At 57.2% G+C, this 26174-nt stretch carries 26 protein-coding genes and 1 pseudogene; 17 read left to right on the top strand and 10 right to left on the bottom strand.

The window, feature by feature from the left end:
- Positions 1 to 23 precede the first annotated feature (23 nt).
- Positions 24 to 233 carry a helix-turn-helix domain-containing protein gene (locus tag I6H87_RS09795; RefSeq protein ID WP_011616048.1) on the top strand — a complete coding sequence of 70 codons (210 nt, stop codon included), beginning with the start codon at positions 24 to 26 and terminating at the stop codon, positions 231 to 233.
- A 196-nt stretch (positions 234 to 429) separates the two neighbouring features.
- On the opposite strand, the gene I6H87_RS09790 is transcribed toward I6H87_RS09795, so the two are convergent.
- Together I6H87_RS09790 and I6H87_RS09785 are read right to left on the bottom strand one after the other, a co-directional pair.
- On the bottom strand, positions 430 to 825 hold the full coding sequence (locus I6H87_RS09790) for a phosphotransferase (protein WP_041687525.1): 396 nt from the start codon (positions 823 to 825) through the stop codon (positions 430 to 432).
- A 34-nt stretch (positions 826 to 859) separates the two neighbouring features.
- Positions 860 to 1408 carry a protein kinase family protein gene (locus tag I6H87_RS09785; RefSeq protein WP_011616050.1) on the bottom strand — a complete coding sequence of 183 codons (549 nt, stop codon included), beginning with the start codon at positions 1406 to 1408 and terminating at the stop codon, positions 860 to 862.
- Between the two features lie 257 nt (positions 1409 to 1665).
- On the opposite strand from I6H87_RS09785, the gene I6H87_RS09780 reads away from it, so the two are divergent.
- From I6H87_RS09780 to I6H87_RS09770, 3 genes are read left to right on the top strand one after another with little or no spacing between them, the layout of a single operon-like run.
- Positions 1666 to 2220 (top strand): PAAR domain-containing protein, encoded by a 555-nt coding sequence (locus tag I6H87_RS09780; RefSeq protein WP_011616051.1) that lies wholly within the window; start codon positions 1666 to 1668, stop codon positions 2218 to 2220.
- 2 nt (positions 2221 to 2222) lie between these two features.
- On the top strand, positions 2223 to 2918 hold the full coding sequence (locus I6H87_RS09775; protein ID WP_011616052.1) for a thioesterase domain-containing protein: 696 nt from the start codon (positions 2223 to 2225) through the stop codon (positions 2916 to 2918).
- A 48-nt stretch (positions 2919 to 2966) separates the two neighbouring features.
- Entirely contained in the window at positions 2967 to 3350 is a 384-nt protein-coding gene (locus I6H87_RS09770; protein WP_174549460.1) for a hypothetical protein, read from the top strand.
- A 243-nt stretch (positions 3351 to 3593) separates the two neighbouring features.
- On the opposite strand, the gene I6H87_RS09765 is transcribed toward I6H87_RS09770, so the two are convergent.
- Positions 3594 to 4811: an oxygenase MpaB family protein gene (locus tag I6H87_RS09765; RefSeq protein ID WP_011616054.1), complete on the bottom strand. Its 1218-nt coding sequence runs from the start codon at positions 4809 to 4811 to the stop codon at positions 3594 to 3596.
- Positions 4812 to 5146: 335 nt separating this feature from the next.
- On the opposite strand from I6H87_RS09765, the gene I6H87_RS09760 reads away from it, so the two are divergent.
- Complete coding sequence (locus tag I6H87_RS09760; protein ID WP_051398496.1) at positions 5147 to 5722, top strand: TetR/AcrR family transcriptional regulator; 576 nt, start codon at positions 5147 to 5149, stop codon at positions 5720 to 5722.
- 211 nt (positions 5723 to 5933) lie between these two features.
- On the opposite strand, the gene I6H87_RS09755 is transcribed toward I6H87_RS09760, so the two are convergent.
- Entirely contained in the window at positions 5934 to 6557 is a 624-nt protein-coding gene (locus tag I6H87_RS09755) for a hypothetical protein (RefSeq protein WP_011616056.1), read from the bottom strand.
- Positions 6558 to 6827: 270 nt separating this feature from the next.
- Here I6H87_RS09755 and I6H87_RS09750 point away from each other — a divergent pair, with 270 nt between their 5' ends.
- Positions 6828 to 7670 (top strand): PGN_0703 family putative restriction endonuclease, encoded by an 843-nt coding sequence (locus I6H87_RS09750; protein ID WP_011616057.1) that lies wholly within the window; start codon positions 6828 to 6830, stop codon positions 7668 to 7670.
- A 50-nt stretch (positions 7671 to 7720) separates the two neighbouring features.
- Here I6H87_RS09750 and I6H87_RS09745 read toward each other — a convergent pair whose 3' ends face one another.
- From I6H87_RS09745 to I6H87_RS09730, 4 genes are read right to left on the bottom strand one after another with little or no spacing between them, the layout of a single operon-like run.
- Positions 7721 to 8257, bottom strand: coding sequence for a GNAT family N-acetyltransferase (locus tag I6H87_RS09745; RefSeq protein ID WP_197540010.1), 537 nt, complete (start codon positions 8255 to 8257; stop codon positions 7721 to 7723).
- A gap of 32 nt (positions 8258 to 8289) precedes the next feature.
- On the bottom strand, positions 8290 to 9264 hold the full coding sequence (locus tag I6H87_RS09740; RefSeq protein ID WP_011616059.1) for a phosphotransferase enzyme family protein: 975 nt from the start codon (positions 9262 to 9264) through the stop codon (positions 8290 to 8292).
- 3 nt (positions 9265 to 9267) lie between these two features.
- Positions 9268 to 10854, bottom strand: coding sequence for an asparagine synthetase B family protein (locus I6H87_RS09735; RefSeq protein ID WP_011616060.1), 1587 nt, complete (start codon positions 10852 to 10854; stop codon positions 9268 to 9270).
- Between the two features lie 39 nt (positions 10855 to 10893).
- Entirely contained in the window at positions 10894 to 11085 is a 192-nt protein-coding gene (locus tag I6H87_RS09730; RefSeq protein ID WP_136227792.1) for a hypothetical protein, read from the bottom strand.
- 529 nt (positions 11086 to 11614) lie between these two features.
- Here I6H87_RS09730 and I6H87_RS09725 point away from each other — a divergent pair.
- The 11 genes and pseudogenes from I6H87_RS09725 to I6H87_RS09680 all read left to right on the top strand — a co-directional run bounded on the left by I6H87_RS09725 (position 11615) and on the right by I6H87_RS09680 (position 22171).
- On the top strand, positions 11615 to 12643 hold the full coding sequence (locus I6H87_RS09725) for a LysR family transcriptional regulator (protein ID WP_011616061.1): 1029 nt from the start codon (positions 11615 to 11617) through the stop codon (positions 12641 to 12643).
- A 107-nt stretch (positions 12644 to 12750) separates the two neighbouring features.
- Positions 12751 to 14457 (top strand): ATP-binding cassette domain-containing protein, encoded by a 1707-nt coding sequence (locus I6H87_RS09720; RefSeq protein ID WP_231881362.1) that lies wholly within the window; start codon positions 12751 to 12753, stop codon positions 14455 to 14457.
- Between the two features lie 183 nt (positions 14458 to 14640).
- Positions 14641 to 14886, top strand: a complete 246-nt coding sequence (locus tag I6H87_RS09715) for a TetR/AcrR family transcriptional regulator (protein WP_051398498.1) — start codon at positions 14641 to 14643, stop codon at positions 14884 to 14886.
- A gap of 33 nt (positions 14887 to 14919) precedes the next feature.
- Positions 14920 to 15216, top strand: coding sequence for a TetR/AcrR family transcriptional regulator C-terminal domain-containing protein (locus tag I6H87_RS09710; RefSeq protein WP_051398499.1), 297 nt, complete (start codon positions 14920 to 14922; stop codon positions 15214 to 15216).
- 200 nt (positions 15217 to 15416) lie between these two features.
- A complete protein-coding gene (locus I6H87_RS09705; RefSeq protein ID WP_136227794.1) occupies positions 15417 to 16178 on the top strand; it encodes a PAAR domain-containing protein in 762 nt (253 codons plus the stop codon).
- A gap of 2 nt (positions 16179 to 16180) precedes the next feature.
- Positions 16181 to 16744, top strand: a complete 564-nt coding sequence (locus I6H87_RS09700) for a hypothetical protein (protein ID WP_011616064.1) — start codon at positions 16181 to 16183, stop codon at positions 16742 to 16744.
- 561 nt (positions 16745 to 17305) lie between these two features.
- On the top strand, positions 17306 to 18103 hold the full coding sequence (locus I6H87_RS09695; RefSeq protein ID WP_011616066.1) for an NYN domain-containing protein: 798 nt from the start codon (positions 17306 to 17308) through the stop codon (positions 18101 to 18103).
- Between the two features lie 28 nt (positions 18104 to 18131).
- Positions 18132 to 18293 (top strand): annotated as a pseudogene (locus I6H87_RS34685) (M81 family metallopeptidase); the annotation flags it as partial.
- Positions 18294 to 18399: 106 nt separating this feature from the next.
- Entirely contained in the window at positions 18400 to 18669 is a 270-nt protein-coding gene (locus I6H87_RS34680) for a M81 family metallopeptidase (protein WP_255266286.1), read from the top strand.
- A gap of 412 nt (positions 18670 to 19081) precedes the next feature.
- Complete coding sequence (locus I6H87_RS34860) at positions 19082 to 19297, top strand: SymE family type I addiction module toxin (RefSeq protein WP_081225777.1); 216 nt, start codon at positions 19082 to 19084, stop codon at positions 19295 to 19297.
- A gap of 372 nt (positions 19298 to 19669) precedes the next feature.
- Positions 19670 to 22171 carry an AAA family ATPase gene (locus tag I6H87_RS09680; RefSeq protein ID WP_136227795.1) on the top strand — a complete coding sequence of 834 codons (2502 nt, stop codon included), beginning with the start codon at positions 19670 to 19672 and terminating at the stop codon, positions 22169 to 22171.
- 1078 nt (positions 22172 to 23249) lie between these two features.
- On the opposite strand, the gene I6H87_RS09675 is transcribed toward I6H87_RS09680, so the two are convergent.
- Together I6H87_RS09675 and I6H87_RS09670 are read right to left on the bottom strand one after the other, a co-directional pair.
- Entirely contained in the window at positions 23250 to 24284 is a 1035-nt protein-coding gene (locus I6H87_RS09675; protein WP_011616070.1) for a DGQHR domain-containing protein, read from the bottom strand.
- Positions 24285 to 24783: 499 nt separating this feature from the next.
- Positions 24784 to 25971 (bottom strand): ribonucleotide-diphosphate reductase subunit beta, encoded by a 1188-nt coding sequence (locus I6H87_RS09670; protein ID WP_011616071.1) that lies wholly within the window; start codon positions 25969 to 25971, stop codon positions 24784 to 24786.
- Positions 25972 to 26174 lie beyond the last annotated feature (203 nt).

The following is a 26174-nucleotide window of genomic DNA, read 5'->3' as shown; positions in this document are numbered from 1 at the left end:
GGTCACAGCCGGAGGTGTAGTGCATGGGTCACCCCGGCCGGCTCATCATCGAGCATGGCTTTGGCGCCACCAGCGTGGAGGCCATTGCCGCCGCCGGCATTTCCAAGAAGACCTACTACACCCGCTTTGCCGGCAACGCAGAAGTCTTCAAGGCGGCCATGCAGTGCTACGCGGCGCAGAATCTGCTATCTGGCTTATCTGGGCGGAGTTACTTTCGCCAGCCCATGGGCTAGGCGACTGGGAAAGATTGGCGTCGCCGCTGGGTTGCGGTGGCGAGCCTCTCCCCAGGCTCCATTTATGAAGCTGGGTCAGCAAGCAGGAATCTCCCCAGGACCTGCAACCACCCCAGATCGCCCTGCTTCGCAGCGCGCACTTTCATTGCACCATACAGATTCACGTGAGGCCCCATCGACAGGCATTGCAGCATGTTCACGCAGGCCAACGGTTAATCGCAAGCTGCCCCGATACCGCCCGGTAGCTCATATCATCCAGGCGCTTGCACACGTCGCGCCACCGATCATCATCCAGTGCACAGTAATCGAGCAAGAAGCGAATCGAGTTAATCTCGTTAAGTAGGATCAGAAGCGAGATTGCATGGCAGAAGGCCAGAGATCCATGCAATGCCGGCATGTAGGCACTGACGAACGCGCGCCACAAAAAGGCCGCATCGCATCTGCCGTCAATCTCAAGCCACCATCCAATGGTGGCCAGATCGAACCATTGCAGCCCGCATCCGCAATCGTCGAAGTCGAATAACGTGATCCGGGGGCCATCGATCCGCATGTTCCCCACACGATAGTCGCCGTGGCAAAAGCCGAACGGCATCTCAGCAGCCGACCAGCCCGCCGCCACCAAGCGCTCACAACGCTCCCGAACCGCAACCGACGGCACTTCCAGCGAAGGTGAATTTTTCTGCTAGACGGTTCAGCGTCCGACCAGCTTCACGAATATCTGCGATTTGCCTGCGAGGCGCGTAATCCTTTAGCGACGGCTGGTCATGAAGGCGTTTCAGCGCCTGCGCTGCCACGCCAAGATCATCCCTCGTCATTTCCAACGGACGCCCGTCTGCCCCATAGAACAACGCTGCATGACGCATCGCGCCATCCGACAGGGCAACACGAAAGCTACGCGCTCCTTCTAGCGTTGGATGTGCGACCGATACTGCCAGCACCTCATCCTGCTCGATCCGCTCAAGCAACCGCAACTCGGCGTCAACATCGTCTTCGCCCCGGCCATGGGTTCTGTACTGGCGAAGCGTCCGATCGCCAGAGTCGCAGAGGGAGAAGGTGCGGTTCACCCCCCGTACGACTTCACGCACATTGATCACGTCTATGCCATAGGCGGCCACGATGGCCTGGCACACGAGCGCGACGTCGTTGGAGGAAGCGGTTTCGCTGTCCGATGTCATAGCTTATGCGGTCAGTCGCATGAATCGTTCAATGGAGCCGGGTGAATATATGGACGCAATTTCAACGGCCACTTTAGGATTTGCCTGATTGATTCCATACCGCACGGCTAGTTCCATGTCTTGGTGGCGACCTGCCATGCTCATGGAACACGGAAAATGGCCTCAATCAGAAACGATAACCTTCATCTTGAGAGATCGAAAGACCTCTGCCCTGCGCCGATCTTGGCTTACGTTCGTTCCGACGCTGAGGGCGCGCCATGGTGACCCGAACCTATCTGGTCAGAGGCGACAAGGCCGACAACGGCGCTGTCATCGTTGGCGGCAGCAGTTCCTACTTCTGGCACAGCAAGCCAGTTGCCCGCGAGGGCGATGCCGTCTACTGCCCTGTATGCAAGCGCCCGGGCGTGATTGTCTGTGTCGGTCCGCGCATCCCCTCTAGAGATAGAGGCAAGGAAGTGGCCCTCAGCGGAGACATCTGTGCATGCGGTTGCCGACCAGCGCCTGTCTTTCATGCCTCGCGTCCGTTCACGATGACTATCACCGCGGACCACATTGCGAAGCTGCGTGTCGCTATGCCCAGCGGCTTTGCTGCGACCACGCAAGCGTTGCACTCAGGCGAGCCCGCCAGCTACGACCAGCGCATCCAGTTGCTTGATGAAGGCAGCGGACGGCCCTTGGCAAACTGGCGGTATCGCCTGATCGGCGATACCGGAACGCATGAAGGCCACACCGACAGCAACGGCTTCACCACACCTGTGTTCGCGGACCGTGCGGCGACGGTCAGGCTTGTGGTCTTTGGGGAGGGTGCATAACCATGCAACCGCTCAAGACTGTCAACGTCCGGCTGACGCCGGTTTCGGATAGGGAACCAGTCAAGGTGTACCTGTTGCGGCCGCGGGGTACATTGTATTGGGGTGGTGCTGGGCTGGATGGCCAATACGTCCAACCTCAGCTGGCAGCCTTCCGTCGAGCCGGCATTTCCCAGTGCTTTGCCGGGCTGACCAACTCTGCAACGCACGCGTTGCCGCAAGACTACGCCTTGGGTGGCATGCTGCTGGATGCCATCCGGTCTGGCATGGTGATCCGAAACCGCGACGATGGCGAATGGACAATCACCAGCGGCATGGCTGCGGAGGCACCTCAGTTCAACCTGATCGGCTACAGCTATGGGTCATTGCTGGCCGCTCAGACCGCGTGGTCATACGCCAGGCAAGGGCATATCATCGACCATCTGGTTCTGGTAGGGTCGCCAATCGCCGAAGCGTTTCTCACGGACCTGCGCGGCCATCGGAACATCCGGAAGGTTATCGTGATTGACCTGGTGCAGTATGGGGATCCGATCCATGCAGGCATTCCGTGGCTGGAGTTGGTGGCTGGTGCCCCATTGCTCAGCAGGCAGATGCTTGCAGGAAAAGGCGAAGGACATTTCTATTATGCTCATGTCGTTTCGGACAGTCCGCGACGTTGGGCGGCACTGGCGGAACGTCTTGTTGCCGAAGGGCTTAGGTAGATGAAACGCAAAGCAAGTAAGGTAGTTCGCCTAGTGGATCTATGTGCCATGGCCATGACCTTGCTGGGTATAACGTTCGCGGTGATTGCCGCTCGGACGCCCGTTACGCTCGCACAGGTCACAACCGGCCCATTAGCTGCGATTGCTGGCATCACAGTCTTCTGCGCAGCTGTATTGGCGCTCTGCGGTCTGCTGCTTTTGCTGTTTGTCTTACTGCGCCGGCCGGGCGAACGGTTGCGGGCATCTCTCTCCTACGCCATTGGTGTCTGCCTATTTGTAGCGGTGTTTCTCGCGACTGATCGATGGGTTACTCGTCAGCTTCCTGAGCGGCATAGCGCCGCACAAATTGATGCGCCGCGGATGCATTCCAACACCCTTGTCATCGCGTCGCAAAAATGTCGAGCACATCGCGGGCCACATTGGCCCTTCTGAGTAAGGTAGCAGGGCTCTGGCTCGAGTCCTGCAAAGAAGCGTTGCGCAGAGCGAGCTGATCAAGCTTGTCGTGAAAGCGAACGGCTGAGAGCAAGATGTTCCTCCAATGCGGCAAACGCTCAGGATTCTGGAGCCGGCAATATCAGCCACCTTGGCGGAGCAGTCCGCGATCTCCTGGGACGGGATGAAAGGGTCCCCTTTCTCCCGTCGGCCTGCCGTGCCAGTCAGTATCGCCCGCCCCTATCACGCACCCGCAAGCGTCCTGGGCATCCCCGCCCCCGAGTACGCACTCAGGTTGTGCTGATAAGTCGTCTCCCCCTTGAGCGCCGCGATCTGCTGATCGAACGCCGCCAGCGTGGCGGCGATCTTGCGTTGCCGGACCTCGGGGTCGCTCCGCTCAAGCAGGCGCTGGTAGCGGTTCGAATTGGCGAAGACCGGCATCAGCCCGCTCCACCAGTTGCGTTGCACGCCCAGCTTGTCGGCAAAGTCGTCGCCGTGGAACAGCCGGCAGAAAGCGTGCATCAGACCCACCGCCGCGTCTGCGGGCATGCCCAGGGCAGGCCCCAGGCGTTGGGCGGCCGCATCCAGCATCTTGGCCGTCAGCGTCGCGGCGGCCTGATCGGGCTCGCCGGCGGCTGCATCGATCAGCGCCAGCATTTCCGCGCCGGACGCCTGGTCGGTCACCCGGCGGTAGTAGCGGTCTTCAATCCCCAGCAAGTGGGCCACCAGTTGCCACACGTGGTAGAGGTCGCGAAACTCGTCGGCATCAAATTCAATGCCAATCTTCTCCAGCGCGTTGAAGGGCACGAAGGTGAAATCCAGCCACGTGCGCAACATGTCGAGCTGGCTGATGGGCATGCCGCGTTGCGCGGTGTCCCATCCGCGCGCCAGCAAGCCGGCCCGGACGCGGGCGTGCAGAATGCGAACCTGCAAGGTATGTATATAGCCCTGCGCACCGGCCGCCAGGCCGCCCGGGCGCAGCGTCTGTTGCTGCCAGACGGCCGTTTCCAGCAGGCGCCGCGGAGATTGCGCATCCAGGTTGCCGGTGGCCATCAGTACGCTGGCAATGGCCGGAGAACTATAGGTATGCGCCAGCGACCCCGGGCCAAGCGAGATGCTCGTCCACAGCGCGCCAATGCTCAGATAGGCTTCGGCCCCGCGCCGTATGCGTTCGGGATCCACCCACGGCGGGATCCACTCGGCCTGCCGGAGCAAGGCGTCGATGGCCTCGGGCGGGCTCGACAGGCTTGCGCGCCCTTCCCGCAGGCCCGCTTGCAAGATCGCCGGATGGCCGGCCTGTCCGCTGTTCAGCGCGGCGATGGCCGCATCGGCCAGCGGATCGGCGCTGGCGGCCATTTCCATCACCAGCGCCGTGGCTTCGGCGCCGAAACGCGCCGCAAGCGCGGCCTGGTCAATTGCACGGCCCGGCAACGCGGGGGACAGCCTGCCATCATGCGACATTCGGGTCTCCTGGAGCGGCGGGAGGGCTGCATGCAGCCCTCTTATAATTCTTGGCCAAATGGATGGGGCGTCCTATAAAGAAAACGGCAAAGGAAACGAGACCGTTTCCTTTATAGGACGCCCGATGCCGATGCGCAAGTCCATGCTTTCCCTATGCGCAGATGCGGGCCCGCATCTGCCGTGGCACTCACCCAATCAGGCCGACAGCGGAGAACAGTATTGCAATGCGCAAGGGCAGAGAAACCGCAATGACGGCGGCGCCATCCAGACAACCATCCGTGCGGCCATCCGGACGTCCCTCGCTGGAACGGGCCGGGCAGCTTGCCGACACCATCATGGATCACGCCACCCGGCTCTTCATCGAGCATGGCTTTGGCGCCACCAGCGTGGAGGCCATTGCCGCCGCCGCCGGCATTTCCAAGAAGACCTACTACACCCGCTTTGCCGGCAAGGCAGAAGTCTTCGAGGCGGCCGTGCTGCGCTACGTGGCGCAGAACCTGCGAACCGGACAGCCGGCGCAAGCCGACAGCGAGCCGCTGGAGGAGCGCCTGGTCCGCATGGCCTGCGAGCTGCTCGAATGGATCCTGCGACCCGAGGTCCTGGGCCTGTATCGCGTGACGATTGCCGAAGCACCACGGTTTCCACAACTGGCCCGAACCGTGGTCGACTTCGCCATCCTCGGCGCGGCACGCTCATTCGAGCCGGTATTCCGCACATGGGCTGCCGGCAATCCGAGCGATGAAGAGATCGCCTTCGTGGCCTCGCAGTTTCTGCAAAGCGTGGCGGCTGAGCCGTTCCATCGGGCGGTTCAGGGATTGGATGCGGCGGGGTTGGATGCGCCGCGGCGTGAGAAGGTGCGGCGTGCTGTTCGGTTGTTTTTGAGGGGGTTTTCGCAGCGGGGTGAGGGCTGACCGCCCGCGTCGGCAATCCGTCGCCCTTCCGACCCCATACCCACCCCCGCCCTCCTCATCCGTTTGGCTCGCCTGGCCCGACGGCAGATCACGCAGCAGCCATTGGGGCTAAGGACGGGCGAAGGGGACAGATCTATTTCTGACCTAGACCTTGAAATAGATCTGTCCCCTTTCTCCGCAGGACGCCAAACGGCTGGGCGAGGTGGAGGCGCTAGGCTCCCGATCTCGGACAGTAGTAAGGATGCGTCGTCGATTGGGCACGGCGGCCATTGCCCAGTGTGGCGCCGAATATCTCCGGGCTGCGCTTATGAAAGGCGAAGATTGCGCGGTCCAATTCGCGGAGAGTCCACCTGTTCAGCACCACTTGGGTCGAGATGAGGTACTCGCGAAATCGATAGTAGTTGTTCACACTGAAGGATTTCCCGAGGTCGGCGCCAAGATAGCGGAGCGCTTCCAGGGTTCGAATGTCGAAAATCGGGTAGGTGTCCGGATAGATGAAATGCAGAATTGTCGATCCAACGCGCTCTCGAACACCCGGTAGTTTGCAGATGGCGTCCAGTCGATCATCCCCGTGCATGGAGAGACAGTCCCTCACAGTCTCGATGTAGAGACCGTAGTTCCACCAGTGCACATGACCCTTGGTGCGGGCGGATTTCCATTCAAGTATTCGCCTGAGGGTCGCTTCCCTTATGGCACCAATGGAATCGACGTCCTTGCGTACTGCTTGGACGAGGGACTGGTATTCCGCTTCATCGTGCGCGATCGCGTCATACTGAGGCTCCCACAACTGGACAAAATCGTCATCGAAAAGCAGCGCATCAATCAGGTCGAACATCGGAGCTCGCAGGTGGTTCGGCTGCACAATCCTTTCCTGGGCTCATGCATATGTCTGTGCGTTGGCGAACGCCTGCTGAGCCTTGATGACCTTACGACTACGGCATAGATTGAGCGGGTGTCAGCCAGGTCATCAGGCCTGGCTCAATCCTCGTTCCGCCATATGGCGGATTCCCTCCCTACCCCGACTGACAAACAATCGGCAACCGTAACCACGACCCCTCGCAACACCACCGGTCGGCTGGGGGAACGCGCTCGACGGAGGTCATTCATGTCTGTAGCAGCCATTTGCAGGGAACAGCAGGAGTGGGCAGCGAACCGGGGCATCGCCTTTGACGCACGCGGTTATGTCCCCAATCTGGACCTGAATCTGATGCGGCCACTCTCGCCAGCAACACTTGCGGCATTTGCAAACGGCGACGGTAGCGAACTGGTGGAGCGTGGGGACAAGCCAGCAAAGATGCGAGCCCTGCATTCGTCCTCTGCGCTGGCCGCGAACATCTTCGATTTCTGGACCGATTGCGCCGATGCCACGCCATTGATGAATGCGCTGGCGCTGCCCTCCTGCCCCACCGCAGCGCTATTCGAATCCAAACTGTCCACGGGAGTCGACAGTCACGCCAATCTGGATGTGTGCCTGCCACTTGCGAACGGCATCATGGCCGGTTTGGAGAGCAAGTTCACGGAGTGGCTGCGCGGCAAGGCAACGCAGGCTGGCGAGGCGTTCAGGCCGCCATACCTTGCGCGGGGGCGCAGCCGCTGGGAAGAGGTCGGGTTGCCGAGGGCACAGGCGCTAGCGGAAGCCCTGCAAGCGGGCAGGGAGGCCTTCCGGCACATTGGCGCGCCACAGCTACTCAAGCATGCCCTTGCGCTGGCCCGTCAGTACGAAAGCCGTTGGGTACTCCGGTATGTGTACTTCGATTGGCCAGGACCACACGGGGAACGTCATCGGGACGAGATCCGGAGGTTCCATGAACTGGTTGGCGATGAACTGAAGTTCAAAGCCATCAGTTACCAAGCGATCTTTGGAGAGCTTTGTTCGGCTAGTCGACCAGAGCATCAGCTGTATTTGGCCTATCTGGGGGGGAGATACTTTCGCCAGCCCATGGGCTAGGCGACTGGGAAAGATTGGCGTCGCCCCTGGGTTGCGGTAGCGAGCCTCTCTCAGGCTCCATTTATGAAGCGGGGTGAGCAAGCAGGAATCTCCCCAGCATCAACGATCAGGTGCCACGACAGGTATGGAAGCGCTGCTATGTCAGGCGCCGCTGACGACATGAAGCCTCGTGACCTTAGCAACCGGATGCAGCCCTCGTTATCTTGATGACATACTGCCTTGACGCGTTTGAGCTTTGGCCCGATACGGCAACCAGCACGCAAGATCTCGTCGAGTAGCGCGCCACCAATGCCCTTGCGCTGATAGCGAGGGTCCACGCCGAATTCCACATGAGCGCTATCCCCTGTGAGAGACAAAAGCAGCACACCGTACCCCCGACCTATGCCATTGACGTCCACCACGACGAATACGCCCTGGCGCTTACGCTGCGCTGCTAGCTTGAAGGAGAATTCGTCCGCTAGGGATTGCAGATCTTCGGGTCCACGCATTATCCAGCGATTGAACGCGCCGCCCGAATGCAGGACCAGCAACCACCCCAGATCGCCCTGCTTCGCAGCGCGCACTTTCATTTCACCATCCAGATTCACGTGAGTCCCCATCGACAGGCATTACAGCATGCTCACGCAGGCCAACGGTTAATCGCGAGCTGCCCCGATACCACCCGGTAGCTCATATCATCCAGGCGCTTGCACACGTCGCGCCACAGATCGTCGTCCAGTGCACAGTAATCGAGCAAGAAGCGAATCGAGTTAATCTCGTTAAGTAGGATCAGAAGCGAGATTGCATGGCGGAAGGCCGGAGATCCATGCAATGCCGGCATGTAGGCACTGACGAACGCGCGCCACAAAAAGGCCGCATCGTATCTGCCGTCAATCTCAAGCCACCATCCAATGGTGGCCAGATCGAACCATTGCGGCCCGCATCCGCAATCGTCGAAGTCGAACAACGTGATCCGGGGGCCATCGATCCGCATGTTTGCCACACGATAGTCGCCATGGCAAAAGCCGATCGGCATCTCAGCAGGCGGCCAGCCCGCGGCCACCAGGCGCTCACAACGTTTCCGAGCCGCGGCGACAGCATGGCCAGCGAAGGTGAATCTTTCTGCCAGACGGGTCAGCGTCCGATCGGCTTCACAAAGATCGGCGATCTGCCTGCGTGGTGCGCACTCCTTTAACGGCGGCTGGCCATGAAGGCGTTTCAGCGCTTGCGCTGCCACGCCAAGATCATCCCCCGTCATTCCCAAGGGGCGGCCCGCAGCCCCGCTGAACAACGCTGCCCGACGCATCGCACCATCCGACAAGGCAACGCGAAAGCTGCGTGCTCCTTCTAGCGTTGGGCGTGCGACCGATATGGCCAGCACCTCATCCTGCTCGATCCGCTCAAGCAGACGCAACTCGGCGTCAATCTCTACGTCGCCCCGTCCATGGATTCTGTACAGGCGCAGATAGTACGTCCGATCCCCAGACTCGCTTAGGTAGAAAGTTCGGTTCACTCCGCGTACGACTTCACGGACATCGACCACGTCTATGCCATAGGCGGCTACGATGGCCTGTCGCACGAGCGCGACGTCGTTGGAGGGAGCGGCTTCAGTCATAAGCTATGCGATCTGTCTCATGAAGCGCTCAAGAAAAAGAAAAATTGCGAGTGGCGCCGTCGCGGTAACGTCGCGTGTATCGGCTACGCCACTTAGCACCTTCCTCACCGCGGTCATATCAACCAACCCAAAGTCAGCCAGTGCACTTTCGCGGAGTTGCGCACTCAATCGAGCGTAATGGCACCCGATGACCTCCGGAAGCACGTAGTCGAATGTCTCCTTTTTGTACCCGATTGGAAATAGATCATGCTCCAGACGAGTACGGAGATACTGGCGGAGTAGTTGCCGGTCAAGGCGAAATTCCCCCGGTAACCGATGACAGAATCCAATCAGCGCCGGATCGCACAGTGGATTCACCGGCCAAAGTCCGCGTCGCAGCATGTACGGCGAGCGCGAGGCATGAGCCAGCAGCCCAGTATGGGGAACAACACTGGCGGGCGCGCAATACAACGGCTCGGTATCCAAGGCTACTTGGGCACGACGGCTCAGAATTGATCGGGCAATACGTTCTGCCGCGATCAACCGCGCAGGTCTTTTCCAGTCGCCGGCTGCCTTGTCGGTCTGATAGCGAGGAAACAGTTCGTCGCCGCCGATTCCCGTCAGAAGTGTATGGCACCCAAGCGTTGCCGCGTGACGCCATATCTCATCGAATGCCTCGAGATAAAATTCGCCAAGGGGATGCTCAGGTTCTCTCGCGGAAGGATCCAGATCCAAACTAGGCATATGCGTCGACATGTCAAAGGACGCGTCGCGAAGGCCGATTTCCCGCGCGATCAGCCTCCGCCTGGTGTTCTGAATGGTATGGTCCGTTCCAGCAAGCACGATGCCAGCCGATTGCTTCAGACCGCCGAGAACGCGCGCTGCGGCAATCGCTACCGATGCAGAATCCATGCCTCCGCTTAGTTCCGCTATACATGCACTCGCATCGAGAGGACGAGCACCGATGGCGCCCTCCAAGTATGATTCGAAAGTACCCAGCGCATCCACTCCATCCCGCAAAGCGTGCGGCGATAGCGCTGGCGCCGCGGACGGGTAAGCGAATGACGCGCTGTTTGCGTCAAGACTGAGTGACGAGCGCTCGGTCAGCAGCGCTATTCCTGTACAAACTTGGCGACTGGCGTAGAAGGTGCGCAGGCCTAGAGCATGGGCCAGCACCTCAAAATCGGCAGAATGACTCCCCCGAGAGATCAAGTCAGCGCAGTCCCAGGACAGCAACACGCGCCCCACTCCCACAGTCGCATAGAGGGGAGCGACTCCAAGCCTCCCAGACGTGATGCGAAGCTGTGCATTTTCCCCATTGGAAACGGCTTCAATCAACACATAATCAAGAGGCCAACTCAGAATTGTCCGATGGATGCTGGCATAGTCTTCAAATGACCGGGCATCATGCACAGTCGGAAGACGATCGTCCAACTTCTGCGCACCGCGTTCGAGCACGGCGTAGATCCAACGATCCTTCCCTTGTACAAATACAGTACGGAGGCATGGGTTGGGAAATGGAGTAATGTCGCTTCCCTCCACCTGAATGCCCCCGCTATGAATACGGGGCGTCCGCACCAGATCATCGATGTTGATAGTTGCCTTCAGCATAGAAATTTCTCCGGGCGGAAGCGGCCCCGCAATGGTTGATCACATATAGGCTAGCGTTGAACTGTCTCCGGGAAACCGATTCTTCGGCAGCTCCGGTTTCGGCTTTGGTGTCTCGAGTGGCGAGTGGATCGAAGTACGTGAGTCGGCAACCACCAGATCCTTGTAAATCTCGAACAAGATCACCGGACGTGCTGAAGGTTGAGTGGCCTCGTGCTTGTGCAATGAATTCATCTTCATCTCCTTTGTCCTCAACTTGAATCGGCAACGCACCATGCAAGCCGATTCGAATCAAGATTATTAGTCCGGTGCGACCTATTGAAGATGAATTTCTATTGCGGCTATCGGATTCTTCAATATCTTCGCTTGCGGCTGTGAGGACATGTCCAGCGTGGTAGGGGTCGATATGTTAGGAATAATCCATCTATCCAGATACGCATCAGCGGGGAAGAGAGCGATTAGTCTCCCCAGCACTACTAGCCAGCCCTACTAGCCTTTCATTACTCTGATTCAAATCAAAGTTCATGAAACTACGCAAGGTAGGAACCATCCGCCAGACCTAAACTCAATTTCCTAGGCCGTGGGCGAAAGGAAAGGCTATGGCCGAGACAGTATCCATCGCCGATACGTAATCGGAAAATGAGAGACGCTATCCGCAGACGCTTTTGCAGCAGCACGGTGGACTCCGGGCCTCTCTCGAATCTACGTTAAGGTGATCAGGAAATTTCCTAGGTAGGAAGACCACCAAATCTGCGGCTGTCAAATGACAAGAATCGCGAGCGATCTAGTTCCACAACCACCAGAGCGTCCTGCGATTGCCTGTACCCGCAGCTTACTGCTCGCCAAGACTATCCATGCGCGCCTTGTCAGGCAGGGACGTCTGCGACACCTTCAGCTACTCGTGATGGTGGAAGATTGCGGGAGCATTGCGCGTGCCGCTTCTGAGGTTTGCATGAGCCAGTCGGCCGCCACCCAGGCGCTGGCAGCGTTGGAAAGGGTTATCGGCATGAGGCTATTCGAGCGTCATGCGCGCGGAATTCGTCCAACCGAGAGCGGCCGTGGATTGATCTCCTGCGCTCGCGAAGTCATGGCCAGGCTCCAACAATCTGCTGAGTATCTTGCGGCCAGCAAACGGGGCGCTATCAGCGCATTGCGCATTGGATCCATACCGGCTGCTTCCTACGCACTGATCGCGCCACACCTGGCTGCCTTCTATGGCACGCATCCGGATGTGCACGTCGACTTAGAGGAGGATTCGGGTGCGCGCCTATTGCCGCTGCTGATTGGAGGTGGACTGGATGCATTGTTCTGCAGGGATCCTCGAAGACTACCTGCGGAACTGATGTTCGAGCCATTGCTTGAGGATGATGCAATCATTGTCGCCGCATCGTCTCACCCGCTGTCTATGGTGGCTGGCTTGTCCCTCGCAGCACTGGATGGAGCGCGGTGGGTATTGCCACCAGCCAGCGTCCAACTGCGAGAGATGTTTGAGAGCATCGTTCTCGGCGCGCTGCCCAATGCCACCTCGTTTCCGCTCTCAACTATGTCCTTATCCGTGCTCGAAGGATTTCTCCAGCAACCTGGAGCCGTTACCCTTTTGCCGCGCAGTGTATCGACAGGGATGGTGGCCAGCGGGCGCGTGTGCGAGCTGGACATCGCTATCACCGCACCGCTCGACCCACTAGGCGTCGTACATAGCACAGAAGGAGCGCCCGATCTGCTGCAAGCATTCCTGTCTATTGCGCGACAAGAGCTTGGCAGACGACAACTCGTGGCGCGAACGTCAGCTTGATAGGGCGCCCGATGCCCGGATAGTCAATTCGCAAAAGGGGGCGAATTTCTGAGCCTGGAGGCCGCATATGACGTTGATGCCTGGAGGTGATGACGATGAGGTTTCTTATGGATTTGTATAAGGATTGGATCTTCGCCTACCGAATCACGGTCAGAGAATATCCAGCCTTGCCAATCCACTTCTGCGGAGCAACTTTATTTGTAACGCTGGTCGCGGCATTGTCGACGTTAGTCCCCTACCTCTTGCGTGAGGCAACCAATGCTCTATCTGTAGACGCCACGCATAGCGCTACTGGCTCGCCGGTGCTTCTGGCAGCCGCCTACGGACTCGCCTGGACTACCGCTCGCGCATTCGATTGGCTGAAAGCCATGCTTTCCGCAGCCGTTCTCGCAAGGTGTGATGCCGCATTCCATAACGCCATCTTTGCCAGACTGATCCGAGTTGACTACCCCCGCCTGACTGCAGAAGATCCGGGCAAGCTGGTCTCAGTCATCGCGCGAAGCCGCGCAGCTTTCAGTGCAATCACGTTTGCGGTGTTCTGGGCAATAGTCCCGACTGTTCTCCAGTTGATACTGTCCAGCATCGTTCTTTGGCAACTGACCTACCGCGCGTTCGCTCTAGGATTTGCCATATCCATGTTGCTTCTCTTTGCCGCAACATGGTTCCTCGCGGACAAAAGCAAGAGCGCTCACGAGGAGATTTTCAGCGGTGCCGACATGCTGTCGAGCCATCTTGTTGAAAAACTCGGATTCATGCTCGACATCAAACTCAACAACGCGTACGCGAGAGAAGATTCCGCGTTGCACCGCACGCTTGATGTGTATATCGGCAAAGTAACCCGCGGAAACACCCGGCTCGCGCTTCTGCTTGCGGCGCAAGCCATCTGCACCGGCCTTTTGCTCACGCTCTTCACGGTGACGACAGCCTATGGCGTCACCCGTTCGGCATTCCGCGCGGGCGATTTCGTCATGATCGTTAGCTACATCGTGACACTGGCGATGCCTTTCACTGCCCTCGCGGGATCACTGTCCGATTTGCGTCGCAATCATCTCGCGCTGCGCGAGAGTTTCGGGCTTCTGGAGCTGCCAATCGAGCGCAGCGAATCTAGCGTGCACATCGACCGAACTGCCAACGAAGTCTGCCGCATCGAGCACGCAGTTGTCACACAAGGCGAGAAGCAGCTTTTGCAGGGCGTGAACATCACTATCAGGCAGGGCGAGCTTGTCGCGCTCACCGGGCCATCGGGCGCGGGCAAATCGAGCCTGGTCCACTTGATGCTCGGACTCGCCCGCCCCGCGGCTGGCACTGTTCGCCTTTTTGGCGCGGACGTCAGCAAGCTGTCCGTCAGCGATATCGCACGCGAAGTCGCTGTTGCACCTCAAGCGCCGATGATCCTCACCGGTTCACTCAGGGCGAATCTTACCTACGGCTGTGACAACCCGCCGTCAGACCACGCACTGCACGAACTCATTGCTTTGCTCGAACTGGACGAGATCGCCGCGGAAGGAAACGGCGATATCCTGGATCGCCCGCTGGGCATTCAAGGCAGGGCCCTATCAGGAGGGGAACGCCAGCGTGTCGCGCTGGGCCGTGCGCTCGCGCGCCGCCCAGCGGTCATTATTCTGGATGAGCCCACGTCATCGCTCGACCCAGAACGCGAGGCGCGAATCTTCGCACGTGTCCGGCAACGGGTACCAACGATAATTGTGATTACGCATCGCCATGCGCTGGTCCAGGCGTCAGATCGCGTATATCGCGTCGCGAACGGCAGCGTTCAAGAGCTTGCTCCGAGCGTTGCGGACGCCGCGGGGTGACAAAGCAGGGATCATCAGCTTCTAGCCGATCATGTGGACGTTGCCGACGGCATTCCTCGGCGGGACGACGGCAGCGGCGTGCATCGGTGCGATCAACAGCCTGGCGAACGTTGGCGGCTTCGTCGGCAATCTGGCGCTTGCCGTTCGTGCGCTGGTCGGGCCGGGCAGCTTGCCGACACCATCATGGATCACGCCACCCGGCTCTTCATTGAGCATGGCTATGGCGCCACCAGCGTGGAGGCCATTGCCGCCGCCGCCGGCATTTCCAAGAAGACCTACTACACCCGCTTCGCCGGCAAGGCAGAAGTCTTCGAGGCGGCCGTGCTGCGCTACGTGGCGCAGAACCTGCGAACCGGACAGCCGGCGCAAGCCGACAGCGAGCCGCTGGAGGAACGCCTGGTCCGCATGGCCTGCGAGCTGCTCGAATGAATCCTGCGACCCGAGGTCCTGGGCCTGTATCGCGTGACGATTGCTGAAGCACCGCGGTTTCCACAACTGGCCCGAACCGTAGTCGACTTCGCCATCCTCGGCGCGGCACGCTCATTCGAGCCGGTATTCCGCACATGGGCTGCCGGCAATCCGAGCGATGACGAGATCGCCTTCGTGGCCTCGCCGTTCCTGCAGAGCGTGGCGGCCGAGCCGTTCCATCGGGCGGTTCAGGGATTGGATGTGGCGGGGTTGGATGCGCCGCGGCGTGAGAAGGTGCGGCGTGCTGTTCGGTTGTTTTTGCGGGGGTTTTTGCAGCGGGGTGAGGGCTGACTGACCGCATCGGTAATCCGTCGCCCCTTCCGACCCTTGCCCACCCCCACCCTCCTTATCCTCTTGGCTCAACGGAAGATCACATGGCCGCCATTGGGGCTAAGGGGACGGGGCGAAGGGGACAGATCTATTTCTGACCTAGACCTTGAAATAGATCTGTCCCCTTTCTCCTTGTGTGTGCCTTTCTCCTTGTGCCGCGTGTGCAGCGACTGCTGAACTTCCTGGCTGTTCATTCCCTGAGATCGATGCGAACGCCGGGGCAGGCGGTGGCGCAGCGCTGGGGTATCGAAGGGGGAATATTCGCAGTGCCTTTTAGGCTTTGTCTGATTGCGGCCATAACCCGCGTGCAGTTCTATCCCATGGTGGCGATCTGCCACGATCGATGGAGCTTCGTCCATGACAAGGAGAAGGCAATGCCGGATATTCGCTACGCACTAAAGAATGGCGATCCAACCAGCACGGGCGGCCAACTTATGGCCCATACAAACCACATGATCCACCACGGCGTGAGCGTCGGCGTGGAAGGGGACATTGCGACGTGTCCAGCCTGCAAATCCAGCGGATCGGTTGTGAACGATTGTTATCCGGCTTTTGATCTCTTCGGCAAACAAATCCTTGTGAGTGGCGCCCGCGTCAACTGCCAGTGTGCAGACAAGCCTTTCGTATTCCCTACCCAGAACGATTTCACGATTGAGGTTTCTCGCAGCGGGTACGACCAAACGCAGACATCGAGTAACGCTATCCATGGCGGCGCATCCGAAGATAGAGCTTCAGTGCTCGCATATGACGAGCGCTTTGTCATTCGCGACGCGAGTTCGCAAGAGCCAGTTCCGAGTATTGCCTACGCGATCAGGCGAGGAAACGGTGAAATCGAACACGGCACGACAGACGCCGATGGACATACCCACCTGCTATCGAGCGTCACACAATCGGAAGACGTTGCAATTTATGTGGAAGGATGAATATGACTGATACGATCATTTCCCCAAACAACAAGCGGATGACAAAGGTCACCACGCGTGCGACGACACCTATCAACAATGATGAGCCGAAGTCCGTCTATATCAAGCGAGAGTACGTTGAGGTGTTTGTCTTCGACAGCTTGCCACGCCCTGCATCCGCCTTCGGACACGTTGCCATAGGCATAGACGGTACGGTGTACAGCCGAGCGCATGAAAGGTACTACAAGGGCCCGCTTGCGGAATACCTTAAGAGCAATACGCAAAGGGTCAAGCGTGATGTAGTTGGCCTGTATTTATGGGTTAGCCCCCGCGAAAGAACCATTATCCGTGTCGAACTGGACAGACGGGTAATGGCCGACGCGGAGTATAGTGTGCTCGATAATTCGTGTAGTTCGAATGTCGCGGACGTGCTGGAGATGATTGGCATCATGGCGCATGATCCCCGCTATCTCCCGATGCCGGTATCCCCTGCGGAATTGCTGGCCGCACTGGAAAAGTCAAACCGGCTTGTCGAACGTAGATTCTACGGGAAGGGTTACGAAGGTGGCGCGTCTGGCAATTGGTAAGGTGTTCGTCTGGGGCGTATGTGCCGTTGCGTTCAGCCTCGCTTACGCTTGGTTCGGTGGATATACCATTGACGTTGTGGGGCGAACGGCAGTAGCACCCGTTCCGCTGCATAGAGCCCCGCTTGACGTTCTGCAACGGCACGGGCCTTTCGAGGGAACCGTTCAGCCGGGCACACGATGCCGACTGGTCAACGTCGAGACAAAAGCATTAGTTTCCTACCGGGTCAAATGCGGCAACCTCGACGGCTGGACCGATGAAGCCGGTTCGTTTGATCCGCCGCTGGGAATTGGTTTGTTCGGAAGCTCTCAGTAATTCGCCATTTTGATCGACTCTTTTCCCCGTCCCGGCTATCGGGCAATCGTTAGCCGGCAGGCCGTCTGGGGCGGGACCCTGTTCCCGCTCCGGCATTTGGCGGATTCCCGGCCCTGCCGCGACTGACCAACAATCGTCAATTGGTACTACCCTTGCGGGCTGCCCTTCAGTCGGGGAACGCGCTCGACGGACGGGAATCGATTTGCCATTATCATGACGTCACCCTTCGTCACTCGATGAGCGAACAGATGAGCGCACCACCCCTCGTTGCCGAATCTCGCGTTGCCGTACTTGTCGACTGCGATAACACAACGCCGGAGATACTGGACTACGCCCTTCGCGTTGTGGCCCAGTTTGGACGCGTGGTGCTCCGGCGCGGCTATGGCAATCAGAGCACGCTCGGAAAGACATGGCAAGAAGCTCTGGTTCGGCAGGCTTTTACGCCTTGCCTTCAGTATCAATACGCGGCGGGAAAGAACACCGCCGACATAGCGCTGGCGCTGGATGCGCTGGAAGCCATGTTCGACCACCGGGCTGACAAGTTCTGCCTGGTAACCAGCGACTCTGATTTTGCCTATCTCTGCCGTAAGCTCCGAGAGCGTGGCGCGACGGTTTGCATCGTTGGAGAATCAAAGACGCCCGAAGCGCTGCGCAATGCCAGCGACCAGTTCTTCGAGTGGACACCGGCCCCCACAGCGGTTACCGAGGCGGTCGGGGGTGCTCCCATCCAGACGAAGCCAACTCCGCCAAAGCAGCCTCAAGTCAAACGGCGGCCCAGGTTTGTGATCGAAGCCATCAGCTTGCTTGCCGCAAACACCTCCGAGGGCCGTGTGCATCTCGGCGCGCTGGGACAGTATCTCAAGCGTACTGACCCCAGCTTCTCGCCCGCCAGCTATGGACATTCGGGCTTGGTGGACATGCTGAAGACCTATGACCTTCTCGCCCTGAAGAGGGAGGCCGGCGGTCATTACACCGTAGGACTGGCCGAAATGGGATCGAGTGACACGAACGCCGCTGCCGCGCCTGCGTTGGCAACCGGCAACTAGCCAGAAAGCCTCAACCGAAGCTCGACACATGGTGTCGGGCTTGCAACGCAGGCTGCAGAAGCTGGCTGCCGCTTGCGACCTGACGTTGCCGTGCAAGCTGTATCCGCATACCGACTTCCATGACCGGGGCGTCGAAGCCGTCGAGCTGCTGCTTGAGATGATTCGGGGCGGGCTCAAACCAGTCACCGCAATGCGACGCCTGCCGATGCTGCCGTACATCGTGACGACACAAGACGGGCTCATCCCGGCGGAAGTCAACGACGTTTGCCGGAAGCTGGCCGCCCGCACAGCCCGGCGTGATCGACTGCTCGTGGTTCCACGGTTTCCCCTACGCGGATATCGCGGCCCCCGGCCCGGCGGTTGTGTGCACCACAACCGGAGACGCCGCGCTTGCGCAGCGTTGCGTCGACGAAGTCGCGCAATGGATCTGGTCGCATCGCGAGGCGTTCCGTCCGACGTTTCCGACCCCCGCACAGGGCGTCGCCCTTGCCCTGTCGGCGGCAGAGGGGCATTTCTGTCGACAGCGAAGGCTTGAGTACGGCTGCGATTGCATCGATTCCGCGTGAAAGGCTGGTCGGGAAGTTTTGGCCTGTGTCGGACGAGGTGCAGCTTGATGGAGGTGCCGAAGTCTCATGAGGGTGGCGGACCGGACGAAAGGGCACAGATCTATCTTTGAACTTGAAATAGATCCGCCGCTTTCTCCGCCCTTATGGGTTGCGGTACCGCAATGCAGAGTTGTCTCATTGGCGGCAGTATCCGCAATCCTTAGCCTAGCTATCGGTGCTGAACACACCCCCCGCAGCGTTGCCACGTCCGACAGTCGTGGCGTGTCTTCCATAGCTTTCTGCTAAGGCCGGGCAGCGCGCATCGATACAAGACCCGAAAGGGGAAACATGCGGGCCGATCTGCGGGCGGTGTTCAAGTGCCCGGCCGCCCTGCTTGCACGGGCGAATTCAAATTTCGAATCAGGAGTTCGCTATGCGGAAGATATCTTCCACTGCGCACGTGCGCACATTCACGACCAGCTACAGGCATTTCCGGGTCAAGGCAACCGAAGGCAATCGCTATAGTGGGATGCGATGCGTTCCATGGATTCGGTTAGGTGGGGTATGGTTGGAACAGGCAGGCTTCAAGATCGGGCAAGCGCTCACGGTGGAAGTACGGAACAAGGTTGTCGTAATTTCCTCGGAGTAGCCGCAGAGGGAAGGGATTCGTAGATTCTTTGCTGCGGGTCCCTCAATCTCTGCCAGAGACAACATAGTAGTGCCAAAGGGGACTATCGGATTGGTTACCGGCTATGGCGCGACGAAGACCCAATAGCCGCCATTTGGACGTTCATCGAGGCACGCTCGAGTGGACTAGATAGCAGTGCACTGCCTCGGCAGGGTTCGAAAGAGAACTGCGCAGGATAGAGAACGCTCTATGCAGAGCGCTTGCCCAATAGCCAATGACGATCCGGCCGCTATCGGCTCAATGGCGATTACCCGCAGTCGTTGTCCTGATGATACCATCTAGAAAATCGCGAAATAGGATACTCCCTAAACAACAATCCAAAATAGAATCCCAATGATAGAAATCTACTCAAGAGAGATATCGGTCATCAGTAATATGACATCTTCGCTAGAGAAGCTGACTCATATTAACTCCACACTACGCTCTTTACTGCAAGCTTGCTCCATAGTCTCTTTGGAAATTATCCGTCGAAACTTGAGCAGCTCAGAACAATCAGATTTCGACTACCTGGCCTCCCGTTTCCATCAGCCGGCCGACGGTTTGCCGGGGGAGCTATTGGACAAAGCCACCCCTCTAATAAGATCATTTATATACCCCGATTTTCTAAGAGGATGGTACGAGGCCACACCTAATTTCGGCTCACCACTGATATCAGAGATTATCGAATGGGTTGAATTCAGAAACAAGGTGCTTGCACACGGAGTGACTGACCAAGGCGACATTCGTGACTGGACGCCGAAGGCCGAAACCCTCCTAAAGAAGGCATTATCAATCTTTTCCAATTCACTACCGGTCTACACAGAGGGCAGCGCTGAACTAGTTTTACCTAATCACTTTGAAAATCTGCGAATTAGCACGCCGCTAGTCTACAATAGTAAGGCCGTAGTCATTTCCAAGATCACCTCCAAGAAAGGCATTTGGAAACTTCTTGGCCAACAACTATGCTGGGAAAATGCAGCAGAATTTCTGGTCGACCTCCCTAGGGAGAACGTATTTTCTGAGCAAGGCTTCGCCAAGGCAGGAAAGTTCAATTGCAGCACGGTTATCTGCAATGGTTCTCCTCACACTCTCTTCCAAAACATACCGTCAAGGCAGACATCCATTTTTGAGGGGCGATCAAAAGAGTTAGAAAAACTCAAGGCCTGGATAAATGAACCTGAGGAGTCAAAATCCTGCCTAATCTATGGAGACGGTGGATACGGAAAAACCACCCTTGCCCTCGAATTTTTGAATCAAATACTGGACGGAAGAATAGAATTAAATGCACCTCCTGAAATAATTAGCTACTATACCGCCAAGATGACTAAGTGGACAGATCAGGGAATCGTCCATTTCCGCGGAATCTCTGGCGCGATGGGGGATGGCATTAGAGAATTAATATATTGCCTGCAAGACGTATTGGGTAAAGATTGGTATAAAGTAGAAGGCACAGCCCTTATCGACAAAGTTCAGCAGCAACTGAAAGAACAAGGGTACAAGAGAGATGATGTGCTCCTCGTGCTGGACAACACCGAGACACTAACCTCCTCAACCTCAGATAATGAAGAACTTGAAGAGTTCTTTAACCAGGTGGTTAGAAAGATCGGTAGAGTTATAGTGACTTCCCGGCGCCGCGAACTCTTGAACGCCACACCAATTCAAGTTGCTAGACTAAGCGACTTCGAATCTACCGCACTCATGAGGCGATTAGCGAAAGAGTATGGTGCGAAGCCTATTCTTCAGGCGGGGGATAACACGCTTCGCAAGGCTGGAACGCAGTTAATGCAAAAGCCCTTATTAATTGATGCTCTTGTCAGGTACATTGCCAGAACGGCGGTCGGTATTGATGAGGCGCTTACGAGCATCCTTCGAAAGACCAATGATCAGCTACTGGAATTTCTATATGAGGATGCCTGGCTAAGGATGACCCAAGGCCAAAGAACCGTTTTTCTTGTCTTAGTCGCGATTACTTGCCCAGCAGACGAGTTCTCAATAGGGCACGCATGCCAAGAGGTTGGCATTCCTCATGATGAGTTCATCCTAAGTCTCGATGAGACTTATTTTGCCAACCAAACGAAACAAGGCAGCACTTATGAACTCGAGATCGTTGAACTAGCGAAACGCTTTTTCTCTCAGAAGCTGGCCAAGTTGACCTCGACAGATCGTGAAGAGATCATGAATTATGCGGCGGAAGTGGACCGCTATGCTCGTGAAAGGGAAGCCATTGATCGAGAGTACAAAAAAGATCGCGTAGCAGAAGCCTTTAAGGGTCCATACGCAAAAGCCGCAAAAATTGCATCGGAAAAGGGAAAAATATCAGAAGCCAAAGAATTCTACGAGCTAGCGATTCAGGATGACCCTTTGAATTCGGCGCTCCATGATCGATTCGCATGGTTTCTGCTCAACAAGGCACACAAGCTTGAGTTAGCATTTATCGCATCAGCGAAGGCAGTCGAACTTAATGACAAAAATGCCGATGCATTGCTAACCCACGGAATTATCCTATATCACAAAAATGATATAGAAAATGGTGACAAATTCATCTCCAAGGCAAATCGAGAGGGAAAATCCGAGTCCGTTTGCCTACTTAGAATGGGGATTGGCCGATACCACTACTCAAAAAGTATCAACAATCGCGATGCAGCAATCAAGATTATTGAAGAATCGATCGACCTGTTTGATCGATCTAGACACAAACTAAATTCCGCTGATAAATATTACGCCAAAAACAGTAGAGATCTACAAAAATACATCGCCTTATCCCAGCAGCTTTTGCATGATATTAAAATGACCAAAGGCATACTGCTTTCAGAGGTTATAAAAGTGACAGACCTGGGGGGATTCGATCGAGCTTAGGCGCGGTCCTTTTGTCTGCACCCAACTGCATTGATGACGAAAGGGGGGCAGATCTATCCTCGACTCGATTTTGAAATAGATCTGCCCCCTTTCCTAATCCTTTCCTTCCACTACCGTACGCATCGCGTCGTTGTATTACCCTCTAATTTGCACCAAGGGCGATGAGCCGAGCGCTAGAGCATCGAAATGGGGATCGGGCCTTACTTCGCTCTGCGAGATCCCTCGTTGTGAGGCGGCAGAAACCTACCAGGAGAGCGCAAGCTCTAGCAAAGTGCATCAACTCATCAGTGCCTTGTGCTATGCCGCTCCCGTCGATATCACCTCGCCAAGCATCAAGAGCCGAGCCTATTTGTTCAGGCGCACACGTCGATTTCACGTATGGGTGCCAGGCACCGTAGCCGTGAGAATAGTTAAGACGGTTCCGTACAGTGGAGAACCAGTTCGGGCCTCCTTTTGCTTTTACGAAGCTTTCCAAACGTTCAATCGGCGCAGTGTCATCTGCATCAACGTTCGAGGCGCCAAGGGCTAAAGACCTGATGTGGGCCAAATAAGAGGGCATCAGTGTCCACAGCGCTTCGTGAGATCCTCCTGAGAACGCTCCCAAAGGCTCGCAGGTGAGCTGGCGCCCTCCATCCAGACATTTCAAGAGATAAAGACCGCCCGCCAGCGGGGCTCCCCCATAGATTGTCTTGATCTCGTCGTTTATGAATCGAAGATTCTCTGACGTGAGTCGAGTACAGGCCCAGCCGGCGAGCCGGAAGAGCGCGTGAGTAGCGAAGAACGCAGCGTAGTACGCTTGGATCAACAACCACCCGTATGATCTCGGTAGCTCACCGCACACCGCCTTTGTAATCACTGATTCGAATGCGGCTGCGGCAAACCGATCGGCTTCATGCGCGTAGTAGTTAACACTGTCAGTCGCATTACCAACATACAGTGCGACCTTCGCGTCTTCGACACGCATGACAGTAACTCGTTGCCTTGAGAATAGTTTGTCGGTAGTCCAAGATCGGACACCGCTGCTTGCCGTAAGCCCGCCAATCCAACTCAGTCTTAGTGCGTCATCCAGTGCCATGACTCAGATACTGAAGTCCTTCTTGATCAAGCTACTGAACAGTTCGCCGAGAGTCTTCACGCTAGCCGACGCCTTCTCGTATTTGGAACGAGTCAGCAGGTCGCCAATGGGGTTGATAATTGCAGCGAACTTCTGTTTGCTGAAGTTCTTCCCATGCTGAGCGGCAGAAATTCTGGCCACTTCAGGAAAAATGTCAAACACCGCTCTAAATGTCGTGGGCGCAGTAAGCGAGGCGTCAACCCTTGCCTTATCAAGAACATCCTTGAATGCTGCAAGATAGGCATTAGTGATCTGAAATACGCTCAGCGGGGTAGGCGCGTTGAAAACTGCGAGTGCAGGCTTCATGGCAAGGCTAAACGTTACCCGCGAGATCTTATTATGCTGGCGGGAGGAAGGGCTCATGAGCCCAAACATGACGCTTGCTGAGTCCGACGAAAAAAGATCAAAAGTTTGCCGCAGCAGTGTGTCCCTTTGGTCTTCTCTTTGGGCTAGTTGCTTGATGTCAAGCAATAGCTCATTCGGCACCTGGCGTTGCTTTGTATTTATGTCAATGAACAGTCGGGCCTCCTCAACCGGAGTCAGACCACTATAAATCACAACAGGCACTCGGAATGCCGTGGTTGCCATTCGAAAACCGTAAACGCGATGCTGCCCGTCTAGGACAAGAAATGCGCGTGGAACTGCGCTGAATTCGAGCGTCTTACCTTGGAGCACTTTGAGGTCCGCATCTTCTTGTGCCGACAGAATAATCGAGCCAGGGATGGTGCCTTCGCCGCTATCGATATAGCGAGCGATATCCTCTGCACGCTTCTTATCAAGAACCCGCTGAAACCCGTTCTGTACGTCTTCATGTCGAGTGGTGACAAAGCAATGCGCCGCCAAGATATCGGTGGGCATGGTGACGCTATAGAACTGCTTATCGCCCTGCTGAATGAGCGAGGCGGAAAAGCGAAGCCGGTTCGAGTTCGACTCGCTAATCCTTCGCGATACCGGCGTCGTAGTCCTTTTTCTTGGGATTACCTTCTTGGCTGCTGTCACTTTTATCTCTCTTAAACCAATGTCCAGTAAAGTATCATACTCTTTGCCGTTGGCAAGGCCTCCGTCCGCCTCCTGGTCGGCGTCCCGCGGAAATGAAACGTTTACTAGAGCGCGCCTTTCATCTTCTTAGCCCTACGACCAGCAATTCGGAAGCAGCCTTTCGGTAGGCTGGGCTCGTCTCGGCTAAAGCAGGAGGCCAGCACAACGGAAGTCCCAAAGACGCTAACCGTCCTCACGCTAGAATTCTATCTTCTTAGCGGAGATCAGAATGATCTAGAAGGGCTCTCGCCAGCCCCCTGCCACGACACAAACAGTCCTCGATGCTATTCAACATGCGCCGAGCGCCGGCCCTATTCCTGGATTTTCACGCGGACCCGCTTTCCGCGAAACCAATTCGGTCATTCCTCGAATAGCGGCAATCAAATTGGAAATCCGAAAGAAGAATGGGAGCCTATTGGCTCCCATTCTTTCAACGCTTAAGAATGAGGCTTCATCACTCTCAATCCCAGCTCAACGCCCCACCCGTCTGATACTCAATAACGCGCGTCTCAAAGAAGTTCCGCTCCTTCTTCAGATCGATCATCTCGCTCATCCACGGGAACGGATTCTCCTCATTCGGGAACAACTGATCCAACCCAATCTGCTGGCACCGACGATTGCAGATGAAGCGCAGGTAAGACTTGAACATCGGCGCATTCAAACCCAGCACCCCACGCGGCATCGTGTCCTCAGCGTAGCGATACTCCAGGTCAACAGCCTTCTTGAACAGCTCAGTAATCTCAGCCTTAAACTCCGCCGTCCAAAGATGCGGATTCTCCAGCTTGATCTGATTGATCAGGTCGATACCAAAATTGCAGTGCAGCGACTCATCCCGCAGGATGTACTGATACTGCTCCGCAGCCCCAGTCATCTTGTTCTGCCGCCCCATCGCCAGGATCTGCGTGAAGCCCACATAGAAGAACAGCCCTTCCATGATGCAGGCGAACACGATCAGCGACTTCAGCAGCTTCTGGTCGTTCTCCGGCGTGCCGGTCTTGAACGACGGGTCGGTGAGCGTGTCGATAAACGGGATCAGGAACTCGTCCTTGTCGCGGATCGACTGCACTTCGTGGTACGCGTTGAAGATCTCGGCTTCGTTCAGGCCCAGCGATTCAACGATGTACTGGTAGGCGTGCGTGTGGATGGCCTCTTCAAAGGCCTGGCGCAGCAGGTACTGGCGGCATTCCGGCGCGGTGATCTGGCGGTAGGTGCCCAGCACGATGTTGTTGGCGGCCAGCGAGTCGGCGGTGACGAAGAAGCCGAGGTTGCGCTTGATGATGCGGCGCTCGTCTTCGGTCAGGCCGTTGGGGTCTTTCCACAGGGCGATGTCGCGGGACATGTTGATTTCCTGCGGCATCCAGTGGTTGGCGCAGCCGGCCAGGTATTTTTCCCACGCCCACTTGTACTTGAACGGCACCAGCTGGTTGACGTCGGTCGAGCCGTTGATCACGCGCTTGTCGGCGGCGTTGACGCGGCGGTTGCTTTGCGCGGCGGCGGCGTTGGGGTTGTCGCCCAGGATGCCGGGCTGCGTGGCGGCCGGCGGCAGAACGCCTTGTTGGTCGGCGGTGGCGGCAACAGCAGCGGGTTGCAGGGCAGGCTGCGGTGCGGCCTGCGGGGTGGCTTGAACGTCGTCGTCCCAGCTCAGCATTGATCTTCTCCGAGGCTGCGCTCGCACTTGGCGAGCGCAGAGATTACTTAGTTGGGTGTTACTTGCTCCAGTGGCCTAACACCCATTCCCATTTGCGGGTTCCATAGTCCCACCGCCAGTGTGCTCGGACCCATTTCGTTGCGCCCAGTGGGCGCAACGTTTGCATGTTCTGCATCCGATCGGGCGGCTTTGGCGGCTTTGGT

The organism is Cupriavidus necator (genome assembly GCF_016127575.1).
Classification (GTDB): domain Bacteria; phylum Pseudomonadota; class Gammaproteobacteria; order Burkholderiales; family Burkholderiaceae; genus Cupriavidus; species Cupriavidus necator_D.
The sequence above is the reverse complement of the archived record's forward strand: the minus strand, read 5'-3'. Positions and strand labels throughout refer to the sequence as shown.

Coding starts and splice junctions, on each gene's coding strand:
- I6H87_RS09720 (WP_231881362.1), top strand. CDS start 12,751: ATGGATTTGTATAAGGATTGGATCTTCGCCTACCGAATCACGGTCAGA.
- I6H87_RS09770 (WP_174549460.1), top strand. CDS start 2,967: ATGGCCATGACCTTGCTGGGTATAACGTTCGCGGTGATTGCCGCTCGG.
- I6H87_RS09715 (WP_051398498.1), top strand. CDS start 14,641: ATGGATCACGCCACCCGGCTCTTCATTGAGCATGGCTATGGCGCCACC.
- I6H87_RS09730 (WP_136227792.1), bottom strand. CDS start 11,085: ATGAATTCATTGCACAAGCACGAGGCCACTCAACCTTCAGCACGTCCG.
- I6H87_RS09785 (WP_011616050.1), bottom strand. CDS start 1,408: ATGACATCGGACAGCGAAACCGCTTCCTCCAACGACGTCGCGCTCGTG.
- I6H87_RS09725 (WP_011616061.1), top strand. CDS start 11,615: ATGACAAGAATCGCGAGCGATCTAGTTCCACAACCACCAGAGCGTCCT.
- I6H87_RS09700 (WP_011616064.1), top strand. CDS start 16,181: ATGACTGATACGATCATTTCCCCAAACAACAAGCGGATGACAAAGGTC.
- I6H87_RS09750 (WP_011616057.1), top strand. CDS start 6,828: ATGTCTGTAGCAGCCATTTGCAGGGAACAGCAGGAGTGGGCAGCGAAC.
- I6H87_RS09680 (WP_136227795.1), top strand. CDS start 19,670: ATGATAGAAATCTACTCAAGAGAGATATCGGTCATCAGTAATATGACA.
- I6H87_RS34860 (WP_081225777.1), top strand. CDS start 19,082: ATGCGGAAGATATCTTCCACTGCGCACGTGCGCACATTCACGACCAGC.
- I6H87_RS09775 (WP_011616052.1), top strand. CDS start 2,223: ATGCAACCGCTCAAGACTGTCAACGTCCGGCTGACGCCGGTTTCGGAT.
- I6H87_RS09790 (WP_041687525.1), bottom strand. CDS start 825: ATGCCGTTCGGCTTTTGCCACGGCGACTATCGTGTGGGGAACATGCGG.
- I6H87_RS09760 (WP_051398496.1), top strand. CDS start 5,147: ATGGATCACGCCACCCGGCTCTTCATCGAGCATGGCTTTGGCGCCACC.
- I6H87_RS09740 (WP_011616059.1), bottom strand. CDS start 9,264: ATGACTGAAGCCGCTCCCTCCAACGACGTCGCGCTCGTGCGACAGGCC.
- I6H87_RS09780 (WP_011616051.1), top strand. CDS start 1,666: ATGGTGACCCGAACCTATCTGGTCAGAGGCGACAAGGCCGACAACGGC.
- I6H87_RS09765 (WP_011616054.1), bottom strand. CDS start 4,811: ATGTCGCATGATGGCAGGCTGTCCCCCGCGTTGCCGGGCCGTGCAATT.
- I6H87_RS09695 (WP_011616066.1), top strand. CDS start 17,306: ATGAGCGCACCACCCCTCGTTGCCGAATCTCGCGTTGCCGTACTTGTC.
- I6H87_RS09670 (WP_011616071.1), bottom strand. CDS start 25,971: ATGCTGAGCTGGGACGACGACGTTCAAGCCACCCCGCAGGCCGCACCG.
- I6H87_RS09755 (WP_011616056.1), bottom strand. CDS start 6,557: ATGTTCGACCTGATTGATGCGCTGCTTTTCGATGACGATTTTGTCCAG.
- I6H87_RS09795 (WP_011616048.1), top strand. CDS start 24: ATGGGTCACCCCGGCCGGCTCATCATCGAGCATGGCTTTGGCGCCACC.
- I6H87_RS09735 (WP_011616060.1), bottom strand. CDS start 10,854: ATGCTGAAGGCAACTATCAACATCGATGATCTGGTGCGGACGCCCCGT.